13 protein-coding genes are annotated in these 18,302 nt (G+C 64.5%); 12 read left to right on the top strand and 1 reads right to left on the bottom strand.

What is annotated here, in order from left to right; all coding sequences use genetic code 11:
- Positions 1-31 precede the first annotated feature (31 nt).
- From E3O06_RS04710 to E3O06_RS04760, 11 genes are all read left to right on the top strand, one after another.
- Positions 32-3,955 (top strand): DNA-directed RNA polymerase subunit beta', encoded by a 3,924-nt coding sequence (locus E3O06_RS04710; protein WP_134501832.1) that lies wholly within the window; start codon positions 32-34, stop codon positions 3,953-3,955.
- A 268-nt stretch (positions 3,956-4,223) separates the two neighbouring features.
- Positions 4,224-5,906 carry a GspE/PulE family protein gene (locus E3O06_RS04715; RefSeq protein ID WP_134501833.1) on the top strand — a complete coding sequence of 561 codons (1,683 nt, stop codon included), beginning with the start codon at positions 4,224-4,226 and terminating at the stop codon, positions 5,904-5,906.
- Between the two features lie 17 nt (positions 5,907-5,923).
- Complete coding sequence (locus E3O06_RS04720; protein WP_134501834.1) at positions 5,924-7,243, top strand: type IV pilus twitching motility protein PilT; 1,320 nt, start codon at positions 5,924-5,926, stop codon at positions 7,241-7,243.
- Positions 7,240-8,469, top strand: coding sequence for a type II secretion system F family protein (locus tag E3O06_RS04725; RefSeq protein WP_166788102.1), 1,230 nt, complete (start codon positions 7,240-7,242; stop codon positions 8,467-8,469). Before E3O06_RS04720 ends, E3O06_RS04725 begins: the two co-directional genes overlap by 4 nt.
- 154 nt (positions 8,470-8,623) lie before the next feature.
- The gene (locus E3O06_RS04730; RefSeq protein ID WP_241979860.1) at positions 8,624-9,052 is read left to right on the top strand and encodes a type IV pilin protein; all 429 of its coding nucleotides are present in this window, start codon (positions 8,624-8,626) and stop codon (positions 9,050-9,052) included.
- Positions 9,053-9,163: 111 nt separating this feature from the next.
- Complete coding sequence (locus tag E3O06_RS04735) at positions 9,164-9,601, top strand: type IV pilus modification PilV family protein (RefSeq protein ID WP_134501835.1); 438 nt, start codon at positions 9,164-9,166, stop codon at positions 9,599-9,601.
- On the top strand, positions 9,598-10,176 hold the full coding sequence (locus tag E3O06_RS04740) for a type II secretion system protein (protein ID WP_134501836.1): 579 nt from the start codon (positions 9,598-9,600) through the stop codon (positions 10,174-10,176). Before E3O06_RS04735 ends, E3O06_RS04740 begins: the two co-directional genes overlap by 4 nt.
- Positions 10,167-11,573 (top strand): hypothetical protein, encoded by a 1,407-nt coding sequence (locus E3O06_RS04745; RefSeq protein ID WP_134501837.1) that lies wholly within the window; start codon positions 10,167-10,169, stop codon positions 11,571-11,573. The genes E3O06_RS04740 and E3O06_RS04745 overlap by 10 nt, the downstream gene beginning before the upstream one ends.
- 6 nt (positions 11,574-11,579) lie before the next feature.
- On the top strand, positions 11,580-12,668 hold the full coding sequence (gene pilM / locus E3O06_RS04750) for a type IV pilus assembly protein PilM (protein ID WP_134501838.1): 1,089 nt from the start codon (positions 11,580-11,582) through the stop codon (positions 12,666-12,668).
- Positions 12,665-13,333 (top strand): hypothetical protein, encoded by a 669-nt coding sequence (locus tag E3O06_RS04755; protein ID WP_134501839.1) that lies wholly within the window; start codon positions 12,665-12,667, stop codon positions 13,331-13,333. The genes pilM and E3O06_RS04755 overlap by 4 nt, the downstream gene beginning before the upstream one ends.
- A complete protein-coding gene (locus E3O06_RS04760; protein WP_134501840.1) occupies positions 13,330-13,995 on the top strand; it encodes a type IV pilus inner membrane component PilO in 666 nt (221 codons plus the stop codon). Before E3O06_RS04755 ends, E3O06_RS04760 begins: the two co-directional genes overlap by 4 nt.
- A 14-nt stretch (positions 13,996-14,009) precedes the next feature.
- On the opposite strand, the gene E3O06_RS04765 is transcribed toward E3O06_RS04760, so the two are convergent.
- Positions 14,010-16,883 carry a putative bifunctional diguanylate cyclase/phosphodiesterase gene (locus E3O06_RS04765; RefSeq protein WP_166788103.1) on the bottom strand — a complete coding sequence of 958 codons (2,874 nt, stop codon included), beginning with the start codon at positions 16,881-16,883 and terminating at the stop codon, positions 14,010-14,012.
- A 268-nt stretch (positions 16,884-17,151) separates the two neighbouring features.
- Here E3O06_RS04765 and E3O06_RS04770 point away from each other — a divergent pair, with 268 nt between their 5' ends.
- Complete coding sequence (locus tag E3O06_RS04770) at positions 17,152-18,297, top strand: serine/threonine-protein kinase (RefSeq protein ID WP_134501842.1); 1,146 nt, start codon at positions 17,152-17,154, stop codon at positions 18,295-18,297.
- The last annotated feature ends 5 nt before the right edge of the window (positions 18,298-18,302 follow it).

Genomic DNA, 18,302 nt, shown 5'->3' on the forward strand with positions numbered 1-18,302 from the left:
AGAAACTTCGAAAACTTTCCAAGGAGAGAAATTGCTCGACGTAACAACATTTGACGAGCTTCGTATTGGCCTGGCTACCGCAGACGACATCCGTCGTTGGTCGCACGGTGAGGTCAAGAAGCCCGAAACCATCAACTACCGCACGCTCAAGCCGGAAAAAGACGGCCTGTTCGGCGAGCAGATCTTCGGACCCTCACGGGACTGGGAATGCTCTTGTGGCAAGTACAAGCGTGTTCGCTTCAAAGGCATCGTCTGCGAGCGTTGCGGTGTAGAGGTCACGAAGTCGTCGGTGCGCCGTGAGCGCATGGGCCACATCGAACTCGCTGCCCCGGTCACGCACATCTGGTACTTCAAGGGTGTGCCCTCGCGTCTCGGCTACCTGCTGGACATGGCTCCGAAGGACCTCGAAAAGGTCATCTACTTCGCCGCCTACATGGTCATCACGGTGGACGAAGACGGTCGCCACCAGGACATGCCCGGCCTCGAGAACGAGCTGCGCCTCGAACTCAAGACCATCGAGTCCAGCCGCGACTCGCGCATCGCCGATCGCCTGCAGCGCCTCGAAACCGACCTCGCAGCGCTGGAGGCCGAAGGCGCCAAGAGCGACCAGAAGAAGCGCACGAAAGACGCCGCCGAGAAGGAAATGGGCCAGATCCGCAAGTCTCTGGACGAGCAGATCGCGCACCTCGAGCGCGTGTGGGAAGACTTCCGCACCCTCAAGGTCGGCGACCTGAAGCCGGAAGACTCCGTCTTCCACGAGCTCCAGGACCGTTTCGGCATGTACTTCGAGGCCTACATGGGCGCCGAAGCCATCAAGAAGCGCCTTGAGGCCTTCGACCTGGTCACCGAGAGCGAAAACCTGCACCTGCAGATCGCCGAGGGTAAGGGTCAGAAGAAGATCCGCGCCATCAAGCGTCTGCGCGTGGTCAACGCGTTCATCATGACCGGCAACTCGCCGGCCGGAATGGTGCTCGACGTCGTTCCCGTGCTCCCGCCCGAACTGCGCCCGATGGTGCAGCTCGACGGTGGCCGCTTCGCGACCTCTGACCTCAACGACCTCTACCGTCGTGTGATCAACCGCAACAACCGTCTGCGTCGTCTGCTCGACCTCGGTGCTCCCGAGATCATCGTGAACAACGAGAAGCGGATGCTGCAGGAGGCCGTCGACGCGCTGTTCGACAACGGTCGTCGTGGTCGCCCGGTCACCGGTACCGGTAACCGCGCCCTCAAGTCCCTGAGCGACATGCTCAAGGGAAAGCAGGGTCGTTTCCGGCAGAACCTGCTCGGCAAGCGCGTGGACTACTCGGGCCGTTCGGTCATCGTGGTCGGCCCGCAGCTCAAGCTGCACCAGTGTGGTCTGCCCAAGCAGATGGCACTCGAGCTGTTCAAGCCGTTCGTGATCAAGCGCCTGATCGACCTGAGCCACGCTCAGAACATCAAGGCCGCCAAGCGTATGGTCGAGCGTTCGCGTCCGCAGGTCTGGGACGTGCTCGAGGAGATCATCCGCGAGCGTCCCGTCATGCTCAACCGTGCACCCACCCTGCACCGTCTGGGCATCCAGGCCTTCGAGCCTCAGCTCGTTGAAGGTAAGGCAATCCAGCTGCACCCCCTCGTCTGTGCGGCGTTCAACGCCGACTTCGACGGTGACCAGATGGCTGTCCACCTTCCGCTCTCGGTTGAGGCCCAGGCCGAGGCACGCATCCTGATGCTCGCCTCGAACAACATCCTCAAGCCGTCTGACGGCCGCCCGGTGACCCTGCCCACCCAGGACATGATCATCGGTCTGCACCACCTCACCACGTTGAAGGAAGGTGTGGTCGGAGAAGGCCGCGCATTCTCCACCGTGTCAGAGGCCATTCTCGCGTTCGACCAGAAGTCGCTCGACCTGAATGCCAAGGTGCGCATCCGCTTGACCGACAAGTTCTTCACCGAGGGCACCCAGCCCGACGGCGTCGACCTGGTCAACGGCCAGGCCGTCGGAACCGTACTCGTCACCACGAGCCTCGGTCGCGCCATCTTCAACGAGGCGCTTCCGGCCGACTACCCGTACTTCGAAGACGTTGCCAACAAGGTCACCATGTCGACCATTGTCAACGACCTCGCGGAGCGGTACGTCAAGGTGGAGGTTGCTGCAACCCTCGACCGGATCAAGGATGCCGGTTTCTACTGGGCAACCCGAAGCGGCGTGACCGTTGCGCTCAGCGACATCCTCACCCCGCCGAACAAGCCGCAGATCGTTGCCGGCTACGAGAAGCAGGCCGCCAAGGTTCAGGCACAGTTCGAGAAGGGTCTCACGACCGACCTCGAGCGTCGCCAAGAGCTCATCCAGATCTGGACCCGCGCCACGGAAGACGTCGCCGCAGCGATGCAGGCGAACTTCCCGGCCGACAACACCATCAACCGCATGGTGACCTCTGGTGCACGTGGTAACTGGCTGCAGGTGCGAAACATCGCCGGCATGCGAGGCCTCGTGAACAACCCGAAGGGTGAGATCATCCCTCGCCCGATCATTTCGAGCTACCGCGAAGGCCTGTCCGTCGCCGAGTACTTCATTGCTACTCACGGTGCTCGTAAGGGACTGGCTGACACGGCTCTGCGTACCGCTGACTCCGGGTACCTCACCCGTCGTCTCGTGGACGTCTCGCAGGATGTCATCATCCGCGAAGATGACTGTGGAACGACGAAGGGTCTCGAACTGCCCATCGCCGGAACCGATGCCACGACCGGTGCGCTCCTGCGCGGCGAAGACGGCGGCCTCCTGGTCGACTTCAACGTCGAGAACGCGGTCTACGCTCGCAGCCTGGCCGCAGCCGCGGTCAACGCTGCCGGTGAGGTCATCGCCGACGCCGGAGACGACGTCGGAGACGTGCTCATCGCGAAGCTCATCGCCGGTGGTGTCGAAACCATCAAGGTGCGTTCCGTACTCACCTGTGAGTCGGCCGTCGGTGTATGTGCGGTCTGCTACGGCCGGTCGCTCGCCACGGGCCAGCTCGTGGACATCGGTGAGGCCGTCGGTATCATCGCCGCGCAGTCCATCGGTGAGCCCGGCACCCAGCTGACCATGCGTACCTTCCACACGGGTGGGTCGGCATCCGCTGACGACATCACCCAGGGTCTTCCGCGTGTTCAGGAGCTGTTCGAGGCGCGTACCCCCAAGGGTGCATCGCCCATCGTCGACTCCGCCGGACGCATCACGATCGAGGATTCGGACAAGGGCCGCAAGGTCATCCTGACCCCCGACAGTGGCGACGAAGCAATCGCCTACCCGGTGCTCAAGCGCTCGACCCTCCTCGTCGAGGACGGCCAGCACGTTGAGCTCGGACAGCAGATCATCATCGGCGCCGTCGACCCGAAGGAAGTTCTTCGCGTCAAGGGTGTTCGCGCGGTGCAGAAGCACCTCGTCTCCGGTGTGCAGGAGGTCTACCGTTCGCAGGGTGTGCCGATTCACGACAAGCACATCGAGGTCATTGTTCGCCAGATGCTTCGCAAGGTGACCGTCGTCGAACACGGCGACACCGGACTGCTCCCGGGCGAGCTCGTTGACCGGTTGAAGTACAACGACCTCAACCGCACCGCGCTCACCGAGGGCAAGAAGACGGCATCCGCTCGCCAGGAGGTCATGGGTATCACCAAGGCATCCCTGGCGACCGAGTCCTGGCTGTCGGCCGCTTCCTTCCAGGAGACCACCCGGGTTCTGACCCAGGCGGCCATGGAAGGCAAGAGCGACCCGCTGATGGGCCTCAAGGAGAACGTCATCATCGGTAAGTTGATTCCCGCCGGCACCGGCCTTCCCCGCTACCGCGACGTCACCGTCGAGGCAACGGAAGAAGCCAAGGCTGAGCGTTACCCGAACCGCATCTTCACCGAAGATGCCACGTTCAGCGAGGGTGACCTGAGCTTCGTCGACTTCGACAGCTTCTCGTCGGACGACCTGACTCCGGGTACCTATAACTAGGAACCCGCAGTTCTCAACGGATGGCTCCTGCTTCGGCAGGGGCCATCCGTCGTTTAAGCACGGGCCGGCAAGCGGATGACGCGGCTGGCTTGAGCCCCCGCCCCTGCGCGCCGCCGGGCCCACCTTAGGAAAGCGGGGCCATGATCTATCGTGGTCCCGCTTTCCGGGCCCGGGCCCGGAAAGTAGAGGAGAGGGGGAGGGGGAAACGGGGGAGGGACACGTATACTCGGGGTCTAGAGTAAAAGTAACTAGTTCGGGGGAGGCACGTGTGGCAACCCTGACCGAGATTCTCATTCTGCACGGACTGCTGCCGATCGAGGTGCTCGACACCCTGATGGCCGGCGATCCGGCCGACGAGGGAGCCGTGCGCCGGCTCGTCGACAGCGGCGTGATCACCGAGCTGCAGTTCGCCAAGGCGCGGGCCGCCCAGGCCAACCTCCCCTTCGTCGAACTGCTCGAATATGCGGTCGAGGCGAGTGCCCTCGCCCTCGTGTCACCATTGATCTGCCGCCGCCATGAGGTGCTGCCGATCGGAATCGTGGCCGGGCGTCTCGTGCTCGCGATGGTCGACCCCGGTAACGTGTTCGCGCTCGACGATGTCGGTGAAGCCGCCCGTATGCGGGTCTCACCGGTCGTCGCCGAGAGATCAGATTTGCTCGCTGCAATCGGGCGGTACCACCGTGCCGACGATGAGCTCAGCAACCTTACGACCACACTCGAGGAAGAACACGACTCGATTTCCTCGACGCCGGACCCCAGCGACGAGGTGAACGACGATGGTGCGCCCATCGTGCGCTTCGTGAATCTGCTCGTGAGTCAAGCCATTCAGGACAAGGCCAGTGACATTCACATTGAGCCCGGAGAGTCCAGTCTGCGGGTGCGGTATCGCATCGACGGTGTGCTGCACGAGATGCCGAGCGCGCCGAAAAGTATTCAGAACGGAGTGATCAGCCGCCTCAAGATCATGGCTGATATTGACATTGCCGAACGCCGGAAACCCCAGGACGGCCGCATGTCGGTGAGTCACGGCGGCCGCAAAATCGACTTGCGCGTGGCGACCCTGCCGACGGTCTGGGGCGAAAAGGTCGTGATGCGTATTCTCGACAACTCGACGACGAGCATGGACCTGCGGGCATTGTCTTTACTCGACCATAACTATGACGACTTCAAGAAGGCCTACTCCAAGCCCTACGGAATGATCCTTGTGACGGGGCCGACCGGGTCGGGAAAGTCGACAACCCTGTATACAACGCTGCACTCAGTCGCGCGGTCCGAGATCAATGTCATCACCGTCGAAGACCCGGTCGAGTACCGCATGGCGGGCATCAACCAGGTGCAGGTCAACCCGAAGGCGGGCCTCACCTTCGCGAGCGCCCTGCGCAGCATCCTGCGGTGCGATCCCGACGTCGTTCTGCTCGGTGAAATTCGCGACCACGAGACCGCCCAGATCGCCATCGAGGCCGCCCTCACCGGTCACCTCGTGCTCTCCACCCTGCACACCAACAACGCACCGAGCGCGATCACCCGCCTCACCGAGATGGGGATCGAACCCTTTCTCGTCGGCAGTGCACTCGACTGCGTGGTGGCCCAGCGCCTGGCCCGCCGCCTGTGTGACCGTTGCAAGGTGCCCGATGCGCGCAGCGTTGACGAGCTCGTGTCCCTCCGTTTCGACGCCGAGGCCGAACGATTCACTCACGCAAGCCCAACGGTGATCTACAAAGCGGCCGGCTGCATCAACTGTTCGCACACCGGCTATCGGGGTCGGCTGGCCGTTCACGAGGTAATGACGGTCACCGAAGAAATTGAACGTCTCTGTGTGGCCAGGGCCTCGAGCGCGGCAATCACCCTCGCTGCCCGGGAGCAGGGGATGATCTCCCTGCGTGACGACGGGTGGGCCAAGGTGCGCCTCGGTCTCACTTCCATTGAAGAAATCCTGCGCGTGGTCGCATAGGTCGAAAGGACCAGTTCATGACCCATCCTGTTTACGAGATTCCGGTCACGCCCCCGGGAGCAGCCGGCGCTGCCTGGCCGCTCGACGATCCCGCCCTCGATGTGCCCGAACCGGACAACCGAGCAGCGGCTCTCGTCGAAGAAGACGCGGTCGAGCCGACCCGACGCGGCCAGCGTTCGTCGCTTGACGAAGGGCCTGACCCCGACCTCATCGCGGCACTGCTGGCGGTGCTCGATCTCGGCGCCTCAGACCTGCACATCACCGTGGGGGCTCCACCGTGTGTCCGGGTGGACGGCAATCTGCGACCCCTGGAGAATTCCAGCAAGTGGATGCGAGACAAGGTCACGCCCGCCCTGCACAGCCTGCTCACCGCGGCGCAACTCGAAGAGTTTGAACGTGAACTCGAGCTCGACTTCGCGTACACGGCTGGCGGAGCCCGCTTTCGAGTGAATTACTTTATCCAGCGCGGCTCCGTCGGCGGCGCGTTCCGGTTGATCCCGCTTGAGATCAGACCGCTCGCCGAGCTGGGGGTTCCCAAATCGGTCGGCAACTTCGCTCAGCTGGCGCGCGGGCTCGTGCTGGTAACCGGACCGACCGGATCAGGCAAGTCGACAACCCTCGCGGCCCTCATCGACCTCGTCAACCGCACCAGGGCCGATCACATCGTCACCGTCGAAGATCCAATTGAGTTCCTGCACAAGCATCAGAAATCCCTCGTGAACCAACGCGAGGTGGGCCACGACACGCATAGCTTCGCATCCGCTCTCAAACACGTGCTGCGGCAGGACCCCGATGTGATCCTGATCGGTGAACTGCGAGACCTGGAGACTATTTCTGTGGCGCTGACCGCAGCGGAAACCGGGCACCTCGTGTTCGCCACTTTGCACACCCAGAATGCCGCACAGACCATCGACCGCATCATTGACGTTTTCCCGCCGTTCCAACAGGAGCAGGTGCGCGCCCAGCTCGCAGCGACGCTGCAAGGCGTGGTGTGCCAGTCCCTGATCAAGAAAATCGGTGGCGGTCGGGCCGTGGCCATTGAAGTGCTCGTGGCCACTCCGGCCATCGCGAATCTGATCCGAGAAGGGAAGACCTATCAGATTCCCTCGGCCATGCAGGCCGGGCGGGCGCTCGGCATGAACACCATGGACCAGCACCTCGCCGAACTCGTCACGAGCGGGCTCATCACCCGAAAAGCAGCCGAAGAAAAGGCGCAGGATCGGGCTAGCCTCGCCCAGCTACTGCGACAGTCGGATGCGGCCGACGGCGCGGCCGGGCCGGCGTCATCGGACGGCATCGACTTTGGTGACTCCTACTCCATGCGGGAACCGCAATGACCACGGGCGGCGTTTTTGCGTACAAGGGCCGCACCGCGGTGGGCAAGATCGTTTCCGGCCGGCTGGATGCAGCCTCCGAGTTCGCGGCGACGCAGCGCCTGCGCGGCATGGGCCTCGCCCCGATCTCGGTCGCCGAGGTCAGCGTAGGCACCGGACTGAAACGGGAACTGCACATTCCTGGTTTCTCCAAGGGTGTGGGGCTGAAGGACCTGGCAGTCATGAGCCGACAGATGGCGACCATGACCAGCGCGGGGCTGTCCCTGCTGCGCACCCTGAACATCCTCTCGGAGCAGACCGAAAACGCACAGCTCGCACGAATTCTGGCGACGATTCGCACCGAGGTGGAAACCGGTGCGTCGCTGTCGGAGGCGATGGCGAAGCACGCGCAGGTTTTTCCGCCGATCATGATCAACCTGGTGCGTGCCGGCGAGACCGGGGGGTTTCTCGAAGGTTCGCTCACCTCGGTGGCTGCCAACTTTGAGTCGGAAGTGAAGCTGCGTGACACGATCAAGTCGGCGCTGGCCTACCCGGTCGTCGTTCTCATCATGGCGGTGTTGGCCGTCATTGGCATGCTGATCTTCATCGTGCCGGTGTTCGAGAAGATGTTCGCGGGCCTCGGTGGGGAGTTGCCGCTGCCCACGCAGGTGCTCGTGGTGCTGTCGAAGATGATGGTCTGGCTCGGGCCGTTGCTGCTGGTGCTCGGCGCTGCTCTCGCGTTCTGGTGGCGTACCAACAAGAACACCGAAGCGGTACGCCGCAGGGTCGACCCGTTCAAGCTCAAATTGCCGGTCTTCGGGCGACTGCTCATGAAGCTTGCCATTGCGCGGTTCAGCCGCAATTTCTCGACCATGATCGCCGCTGGCGTGCCGATCCTGCAATCGCTCGCCATCGTCGGGGAGACCAGCGGCAACTGGGTGATCGAATCCGCGCTGCGCAAGGTGGCCGAGTCGGTGCGACAGGGCGGTTCGATCGCCGGGCCGCTCGCGCTGGAGCCGATTTTTCCGCCGATGGTCGTGCAGATGATCGCCGTCGGGGAAGACGCCGGCGCGCTCGAGCAGATGCTCGCCAAGGTGGCCGACTTCTACGACCAGGAGGTTCAGGCGACCACCGAGCAGCTCACGGCCCTCATCGAGCCGCTCATGATCGCCTTCATCGGAGTGGTGATCGGCGGCATGATCGTGGCCCTGTATCTGCCCATGTTCAGCATCTTCGAGTACGTGAAATAGAAAGTCCGTCTGATCAACGAGCAAATTTCTTAAAATACCCCCATTAAGGGGAAAAATACTCGTATGATCGACACAAGTGAGATTTTGGCATTTCCCACCTACCCATTTACCCACTATTCCTCAGCATTATCACGGCACGAAGGAAACCACGCTCATGATCCGCTCAATGATTCACCGCCCGCTTGCGGCACTGTCTCGTACCCGTACAGCTATTCGCGATCGGGAACAGGGCTTCACCCTGATCGAACTCCTCGTCGTCGTGCTCATTATCGGCGTGCTCGCCGCCGTAGCAATTCCGATCTTCCTGAGCCAGCAGGAGGGCGCCAAGGACAGCGCCGTCAAGGCCCAGATCACCCAGGCGAAGACCGCCGTGGTGGCCGAGATCGTTACGAAGGGTTTCCCCGCAAATCTCGATGCCGCGAGCGCGTACACGCCGAGCAGTGAGGTCACCGTCGTGCTGACCGGCTCAGCGACAGCGTTTTGCATCAAGGGACAGTTCAACGGTTCCACGAGGACCTTTGCCATCGACGATAACGGCGCAGCGATCGCAGGCATCTGCTCCGCCGCCTTCGTCGCCGGGTAATTAGGTCACCGACACCGCCGGGCCCGACCGACCCCGGGCTCGCACGTCGCCTGACCCGTCGGCGGGAAGCCGCACCAGATCAACTGAACCGAACCGTCGAAGGGGGCGAGCATGCCCAACTCGCCCTGCTTCGAGCGCACTGAGCCCACCGATGAGTGCGGTTTCGGGGTGGTGGAGATCGTCGTGGCCATGTTCCTGATCGGGATCCTCGCGGTGGCCTTCCTGCCGATTCTGGTGCAGAGCGTGCGGGTGACCGCCACCAATGCTCGCCTGGCCGAGGCGACCCAGGTCGTTGCCCAGCAGCTGGAGCGCGTCGGGGCTGCCGGGTCGAGCTGCTCAGCGGTCAAGGCCATCACCGCGAGTGTACCGGCGGCCGTGGAAACGAAGCGTGGGTCCCTGCAACCGCACTTGCGGCTCAACCTGCCGGTCTCCGACGTGTGCGCCGAGCCGTACCTGCGCGTCGTCCAACTGCGGGTCTGGGCCTCGGACGTCGGATCGACCGAGGAACTGGCCGCCGCGGAAACCCTTATCCTGTTGGACGCGCCGTGACCGGCACCGCAGCATCCGCTTCGACGGCGCCAGAATCGGGATTCACCCTGATCGAACTGCTCGTCTATGTGAGTTTTACCGTGGTCATCCTCGCGATCATCGGCGGCATGCTGATCAGCTCGGTCGGAACCGAGCGTGACGTGCGCAGCACGACCGAGGCGACCAACCTCGGTCAGCTGATCAGTCGGTCGGTGCAGTCCGGGGTGCGGAACGCCTCGCAAGTGTCGTTGCAGAACATCGACGCCACCCAATTCTTGGTGGCGCGCACTGCGGGCAGCGCGGCTTCCGTGGTGTGGGCCTGCGAGGCATGGTTCTACACGCCGGCGGCCGGCGGCTCGCTCTACACCAAGCGCACCTCACCGGCGAGCCTCATCGCGCCACCCGCAGCTGACGACCTGACGAGCTGGATCAAGCTTGGCGACGGCGTCAGCGCGAACGGCGCGGCGGTCTTCGGCGGGATCAACGGCCGCATCACCGTAGACCTTAACGTCGCGGCCGGCACCCAGGCCTCCGTCAGCGTCAACACGACGGCATCGCCACGGACTCTAGCGACGGTGGGTGCCCCGTGCCTGTAGTCCAGAACGGCGCGAGCACTGAGCGGGGCAGCGCGCTCATGGCCGTGATCGGCGTCATGGGGGTGCTGATCGTTATCACTCTCACCCTAACCACGGCCACGCTGTACTCGCTTGATTTCACCCGAAGCACCCGTGCCTCGGTTCAGTCGGTCGCCGCCGCCGAAAGCGGTGTCAGCGCGGCCCAGCTCAGCCTGACCCAGGGCATCTGTCGGCCCAATTACACGCGAGCTTCGCCACAATTCACGGCCGAGGTGGCGTATTCCCTGAGCTCGAGCGACGACGTCTGGGTGGCGGGTTGCCCCGCCGCCAGCGTCGCGGCTGTGCGCGTGCGCGTTGTGTCAACCGGAAGCGCGCTGACCGGGCCGGCGTCGGATCAGACTCGGATCGAAGCGATCTTTGAGTACGAGTCGGCGGCGCCCACGGGCGTGCAGCCGAGCGGGGCTGCTATGTATCTCTACGGCGGCGTCGTGTTCATGAACAATGCCGACCTGCTGGTGGCCAAGTCGGGTCGTGCGGCTATTCAGGTGAAGAACGGTAGCGTGTCGTGCTCTAATAACACCGTGATCGAAGGCGATGTCGTCGTCTCGGCCGGCAACCTCAATATCAGCGGATGTTCCATCGAGGGCAACGCGTGGGCCACCGGCGCGGCGACGCTCGGCGCCGTAACGGGCAACCTCACTGCGTCGAGCGTGAACCTGTCAGGCGCTCAATTAACCAACAGGGTTGGCGGCGTCTACACTCGCTACACGGTAGAAACACCGATTCCTACGGTACCGCCCTGGGTTGATCTCAACTACGCCCCGAGCGACTGGATCGATGCAAGCGGCGTGCCCTATCAGGTTACGTCGATCGGTGCGAACTGCACCATCGACGCGAGCACTTTGACCGCGGCCGCGAACGGCGGTAGACCCGTCATCATCAACGCCCTGTCCGTGTGCCCCTCTGGAGTCACCGCCGTCGGCACGGTAAAGCTCAGCTCTGATGTTGTGATTTTTGCCAACAATTTCACCTTCGTCAACAACGTGCAATTTCAGTCGTCGTCGACATCTCGACACAAAGTTTGGTTCATCACGCCCGACCTGGTGGCCGATCACCTGCCCACCTGTGGCGCGTCGCAGGGTGACTTCTGGATGAAGAACAGCTTCACGATAGCGCCCACGCTCGACGCCATGACGTACACACCCTGCCGGTTCAACGCCATGAACAACTTCGAGTGGCGCGGCCAGCTCTACGCGAACGGTGCCAACGACTTCAAAAATAACACCCGGTTCGAATCGGCGCCGCTCGGCCTGCCGGGAATCGACCTCGACACCGGCACGGTGACCGGGGGAGGCTCGGCCGGCGCCGTTCCCCGGCTCGGAAACATGACGTCGATGAGGGACCTGAGTGATGGATAACAGACTATGACGCGCCACGTCGTCGGCATCGACATCGGCCGGGCCTCGTTGCGGGCGGTCGAGCTGGCCGACGCCGGCCGGGAGCAGCCGACCATCGTGCGCTTTCATGAGGAGGCGTTGCCCGACGGCGCCGTGGGGCGCGGCGAGGTACTCGAGCCCAACACGGTCGCCTCCCAGCTGAAACGTTTGTGGGCTGGCGGCAAATTCACCAGCAAGAATGTCGTCATCGGCATGGGAAATCATCGGGTGGTTGCTCGCGACTTGACCGTGGCTGCGCAACCGATGCGTAGCATCCGCGAATCGTTGCCGTTCCAGGTGCAGGACCTGCTCTCCGTTCCGGTGTCCGAGGCCCTGCTTGACTTCTACCCGATCAAGGCCGTGCCCGGTGACGGCCAGTCCGGGCCGCAGCTCAACGGATTGCTGATCGCCGCGGTGAAAGAAGTTGTGTTGCGCAACGTTCGCGCTGTGCAGTTGGCCGGTCTCAACCCGGTCGCGGTCGACCTGATTCCGTTCGCCCTCAGCCGCGCCATTCGTCGCGGCGGTCCGACCGATGACGTCGTCGCGCAGATCGACGTCGGGGCCGGCACGACGAGCGTCGTGATCACGGCGGCGGGTGTGCCCCAGTTCGTGCGGCTCATTCCGGCCGGCGGTGACGACCTCACCCAGGCCATTACCGCGCACCTCGACCTGCCCGTCGATCAAGCGGAAACCCTCAAACGCGCATCGGGTATCGGCCTGGGCGGGCCGCTCACTGGTATGACAGCGGATCCCGGCCAGTCGGCCGATACTGCGGCGACCGCTGCGCTCGTCATTCACGAGGGCGTGAGCGAATTACTGGCGAGCCTGCGCAACACCGTGAACTATTTCATCCACACCCGCAGCGACCTGCCCGTGACCCGCATCGTTCTCACCGGCGGCGGAGCCCGGCTGGGCGGGTTCGCCGCACAACTCGCCGAGCTCACCCGCTTGCCGGTCGTACCGCCGAACCCGACCGGCGGCCTCGCCGTTGGCCGGGGCGTCGACGCCGAGCGGCTGGCCAATTCCGGCGGCGACTATCTCGTTGCGCTCGGTCTCGCGCTGGGACGCACAGCATGAGCGCGTCGAAGACAGTGCACGACCCGGTCATCGGCGGCGAACCCCGGGTAGACCTGCTGCCGCCTGAAGTCACGGCGGAGCAGAAGGGGCGCAGGCTGCGACGCGCACTCGCCGTCGCTGTCGTCGCGGTCGTGTTTGTCACGGCCGGCGGCATCGCGGCCGCCACCTGGGAAGCTCAGCGCAGCCAGGCCAGCCTCGCCGTAGTCGAGGCTCGCACGGCCGAACTCCTGGCCGCGCAGGGCGAATACGCCCCGGTGCGCCGGGCGCAGGAGGAGGTCGACGCGACGGTCGAGGCTCGCCGTCTGGCGGCATCCGTTGATATCGACTGGACCGATTACCTTGAGCAGATACGCGCTCGCCTGCCCGGTGATGTCGTGATCGGTGCCGTCGTGCTCGACGCGGGTTCGCCGTGGGCGCCTTACGGGCAGGCGACCGCGCCGTTACAGCCGAGTCGCGTGGCCACCGTCAGTCTCACTCTGACCAGCCCGACCTTGCCGAGCGTGCCGGACTGGCTCGACGAGATGGCGACCCTGCCCGGGTACGCGGACAGCGCACCGACCCGGGTGGCACGGCTCGACTCCGGGGGGTACGAGGTGAGCCTCACCCTGCACGTTACCGCCGAGGCCTTCTCCAACCGATTCGCGGAAGCCGAGGTGACCCAGTGACAACGACCAAGTGGTGGGCGGTGGGGGCGATACTCGTCATCGTGCTCGTCGTCTCGGCCGGATTCACGCTCGGCATCTCACCTAAACTCGAGGAGTTGAGCGCGTCACGCGCGACTCGCACCGCGGCGCTGGCGCAGAACGAGGTCTACGAGCTGCAGCTCGCGGCCCTGCAGCGTGAATTCGACGGCCTCGAGACGGTGCAAGACGAGCTCGCTGTGCTGCGGGAGGCGATTCCGGAGGGTGCAGCGCTTCCCGCTTTCGTTGGTCAGCTCGATGCGATCGCCGGCCGCACCTCGGTCACCCTGACTGAATTCTCCTCGGCCGACGCACTGCTCTACGCACCGGTCGTGCCCGACACGACCGTGCCCGACACGACCGTGCCCGACACGACCGTGCCCGATACGACGGCGCCCGGGGCAGCGGATGCAGCGGCTGCCGCGCCGAGCGCGCTGGTGACCACGGACAATTTCGTCGCCGTCCCGGTCACGATCTCGGTGACCGGAAGCTTCGACGCCGTGCTGCAATTTCTCGATGGCCTGCAAAGCGGTCAGCGCCTGATGACGGTGACTTCGTTCAGCTCCGGCACGCCCAGCGCCGACGCCCCCGACCGGGTGACGGGGCAGATCGCGGGGATTGTCTACGTGCTGCTCAACACTGGCTGAGGTGCGGGTGGACGTCACGTGTGGGAGACCAGGGTCGGGTGCGCTGTGGGCGACGGCCGGGAGAAGTAGTAGCCCTGACCGTACCGGCACCCCATCTCGCGCAGCAGGTCGCGTTGACCGGCGGTCTCGATCCCCTCGGCGATCACGTCGAGGTGCAGCACGTCGGCCAGCCGCAAAATTCCCTCGACCACGCCGCGGTCACGGCCCGATTCCTCGATGCCTTGGATGAAGGTCATGTCGATCTTGAGCAGGTCAAAGGTGAAGGTGCGCAGCTGCGTGAATGATGAATACCCGGTCCCGAAATCGTCGATGGCCAGGCGCACGCCCAGTTCGCGGAGGTCGTGCAGAGTTGCTGCGGCGTACTCTATCGCCTCGACCACGACGCTCTCCGTCAGCTCGAGGCAGAGTCGGTCTGACGGAAGTCCCGACATCTCAAGGGCCTGCCGCACCACGGCACCGAAATCGTCGCGGGCGAACTGGCGGGCCGAGACGTTGACGCTGACGATCACCCCGTCGAGCGCCGTTGCCGCGAGGCAGGCCTGATTGAGTACCGCCTGGCCGATGTCAGCGATGAGGCCGGACTCCTCGGCGAGGGCAATGAAGTCGCCCGGCATCATGATTCCGGTGGCCGGCCGTCGCCAACGCGCCAGCGCTTCGGTCGCGACGACCGTGGCCGCACCGCCATCCTGCAGATCGACGATGGGCTGATACCAGGTCTCGATCTCACCCCGCGCGACGGCTTCGCGCAGTGCCGACTCGGTCTCGGACCGTCGCGACTCGACTTCGCGATCGGGTTCCTGGATGACGTCAAGTGGGAGATGACCCTGCTTCTTTGCCAGGTACATGGCCTGGTCGGCATCATGCAGGAGTGATTCGGGATCGGACCCACCGCCGCCGAACGCGACGCCGATGCTCGCGTTGATCGATGTCGTCGCCGTGCCGAGACGGATCGGTTGCACGAGCGATTGCTGCAGGCGCTCCGCGATGACGGCGGCGTCATCGGTCGTGCCGATGTCGGGGCAGAGCACGACGAATTCATCGCCGCCGATGCGGGCCACGGTGTCGTCGGCGCGGGCGCCGCCCACCAAGCGGGCGGCGACTTCGATGAGAACGGCATCGCCGGCCTGGTGGCCGAAGGTGTCGTTCACGGCCTTAAAGCCGTCCAGATCGAGAAAGAGCACCCCGACGCCGCGACCGTTCTGCGTGGCCGCGTGCAGGGCCTCGTCGAGACGGCCCAGCAGCAGCAGTCGGTTGGGCAGATCGGTCAGGGAATCGTGGAAGGCCTGGTGCTCCACCCGCGCTTCGGCCACCCGTCGGGCCGTGATGTCTTCGAGCTGGTAGAGGAGCCCCGTCACCCGCTCACCCTCGTGAATCTCGGCGACGCTGACGTTGACACAGATCCCTTCCGCTTTGCTGCCGCGCAGCTGCCGCTCAGACAGCTGGTGCACCTTACCGCCAGCCGTCGCATTGGCTGGCGCACTCTCATCCGCTGGATTCATCTGGAATATGTTCTCGATGGGCCGATCGAGCACCCGGTCGGCCGGCCCGGCAAGCTCGAACAGCCGTCGGTTGCCCTCGACGACGTAGCCGTCAAGAGTCACAATGGCCGTTCCCAGCGGAGACGATTCGAAAGCGGCCTCAAATCGCGCATGGGCAGCGGATGCTTTTTGCTCGGCGGCGCGGAGGGCCGTGACGTCCGTGACCGCCCCCACATGCCCGGCCACGACCCCGTCGGCATAGGTCGGCGACGTGTGCACCTGCACCCAGTTGATGCGCCCCTCCGGTGTGCGAAAACGCACCGACGTCTGATAAGCGGTGCCGTCCGTGCCACGTACCGCCCACTCGGTAGTCACCCGCTCCAGATCATCGGGGTGGATGGCGGCGGCCCAGCCCGACCCCAGGGACTGCTCGAGTCGCAGGCCGCTGAGGGCGAGCCACTGGTCGTTCGCCGTCAGCAGGCCGCCAGCCGCGTCGAGCTCCACAATGCCAACCGGGGCGAGCCGCACGAGTGCGTTCAGCTGCAGAGCGGTGTCGGCCAGTTCCGCGGTTCGCTCGGTCACCGCCGATTCGAGACCCGCGTTCGATTGCGCTAGTTCGGCGGCGGCGTGGTCGCGCAGGCGATCGAGGTCCTTCAGCCGCACCGCGGCTACCCAGCTGACGGCGCAACCCAGAACGGTCATGGTGATGACGAGCAGCACCACCCCGAATTTGGTGTCGTACAGATTCGCCTGCTGTCCCCAGAGGCGCACCAGTCCGAGGACCAGCGGCCCGATGATGAAGAACGGGATGGCCCAGCGCAGCAGGGTTCCGGCGCTGCCGCGATCCGTGAGCAGGCCAACGGGGCTTTTTTCATGACGGTGCAGCAGCAGGAATAGGCCCAGAATGATCGTGCAGACAAAGGTCTGCGGGGCCATGGCCGCGAAACTGCCCAACGCGTACAGCGACGACGCCCCATAGAGGTACCCCAAGAAGGCGATCTGGCCTCCGCACAGCGCCAGAAGCGCGAAGCCGTGGGACATCCACGGTCGTGCCCGGCCGCTCGTCGCGAGCGCACTGCCGAGGAGAAGCCCAACGAGTGCGGTGGCGGGGGCCATGAGCAGGGCGCCCGTGCCGGGTTTGATGCCGATCAGCAAGGTATCGACGCCGATCGACCTGCCCAGCACCACTTCTATCAGGGTTAGCGCGCCGAGAATCGCCACCACGGGGCCGATCGTGACTGCCACCCATCGCTGGTCGATGAGGAGTAGCCCGACCGCGAGCAGCAGCAGCATCAACGCCGTCGTCGGTTTCATTGACGGGAAGCCGGGGAGCATGGTGAGCGCCGTTATGCCGGTGTACCAGCCGATGATCACGACCACGGCCGTTGCTCCCACCAGGGAAACAGCCAATCGTGCTACTTGCCGCATGGGGAGCCCTTCAGTTCCGAAGGGCACGTGCGCCGAACGATGCTTAAGGTTATGTCGACGAGCACCCTGAAGCAATCCTCAGCTGCCGACGGGCGAACACCTGAGGTCGACACCCCCATTTTGGGGGTGTACCATCCCGCTGAGTGGGTAATGGGGTCAAACGCCATTGTTAGGCTTGAGCCTGAGACCAGTTGAGTCTTTGCGTGGGGTATCCAAACGCAATACAGGAACAATGCAGGTCGGGGGAGCAATGGGTAGACGGCTTCCTTCCGCTCCGCCCGTTTTGTCGGGCTATACCTACGTGCGCCCCCTCGGTACCGGCGGATTCGCCGACGTTTTTCTGTTCGAGCAGAACATGCCGCGCCGCTCGGTGGCGGTCAAGGTGCTGCTGCAGGACATCGTCGACGATGACGTGCTGCGATCCTTCAACGCCGAAGCGGATGTTATGGCGCGGCTCAGCTCGCACCCGTCGATTCTCACCGTCTACAACGCGAGTATCTCGGCCGATGGCCGCCCGTATCTTGTCATGGAGTTCTGTCCCGGCTCGTACTCTGCCCGCGAGCGTGCAGAGCCGCTGCCCGTGGCGACAGTGCTCAGCATTGCCGTGCGAATCGCCTGCGCCCTCGAGACCGCACACCGCTCGAAGGTGCTGCACCGCGACATCAAACCCTCCAACATTCTCACCACCACCTTCGGCGGGCCGGTGCTCGGCGACTTCGGCATCGCCGCCTCGCTCGCCGGCGGCGCCCAGAGCGAACTATTCGCCATGTCGCTGCCGTGGAGCGCCCCCGAAGTCGTCGACGAACGCACCACCGGCACGGTCGCGACCGAGGTCTGGTCGTTCGGCGCCACCCTCTACTCGCTGCTGGCCGACCGTGCCCCGTTCGAACTGCCCGCCGGTTCCAACGGGTCGCGCACCCAGCTGAAACAGCGCATCAATCGTGCCAGGTACACCAACATCGGGCGAGCGGATGTTCCAGCCTCCCTCGAAAGCGTCCTCGCCCGCATGATGAGTCGCGACCCGGCCGCCCGCCAGACCAGCCTGCTCGAGTGCGCCCACGACCTGCAGCGCGTGGAAAGGGACCTCGGTCTGCCCCTCACGGCACTTGAAGTGGCGGACGAAGCGTGGGCATCCGCTGGTGCACCCGTCGACTTCAACAATCACGAGTCGCGCGGGGCCGTCATCTCCGACGTCGTTATTCCTTCTCTGCGCCCCGGCCCGCGGCGTAGCGCGCGTCGCCCGGCATCGCAAACCCGCGAGGGTACCCTGCCGGGAGCCGGCGACACCGGACGCACCCGGTTCACCCCGCTCACGCTCAGCTTGTTGCTGACCAGCGCGGTCGTTGTCGGCATCGGTGCCACCGTTGGTGCGCTCGCGATCGCCGGGGTGTTCTGATGGCT

The organism is Cryobacterium glaciale, assembly GCF_004402535.1.
GTDB lineage: Bacteria > Actinomycetota > Actinomycetes > Actinomycetales > Microbacteriaceae > Cryobacterium > Cryobacterium glaciale.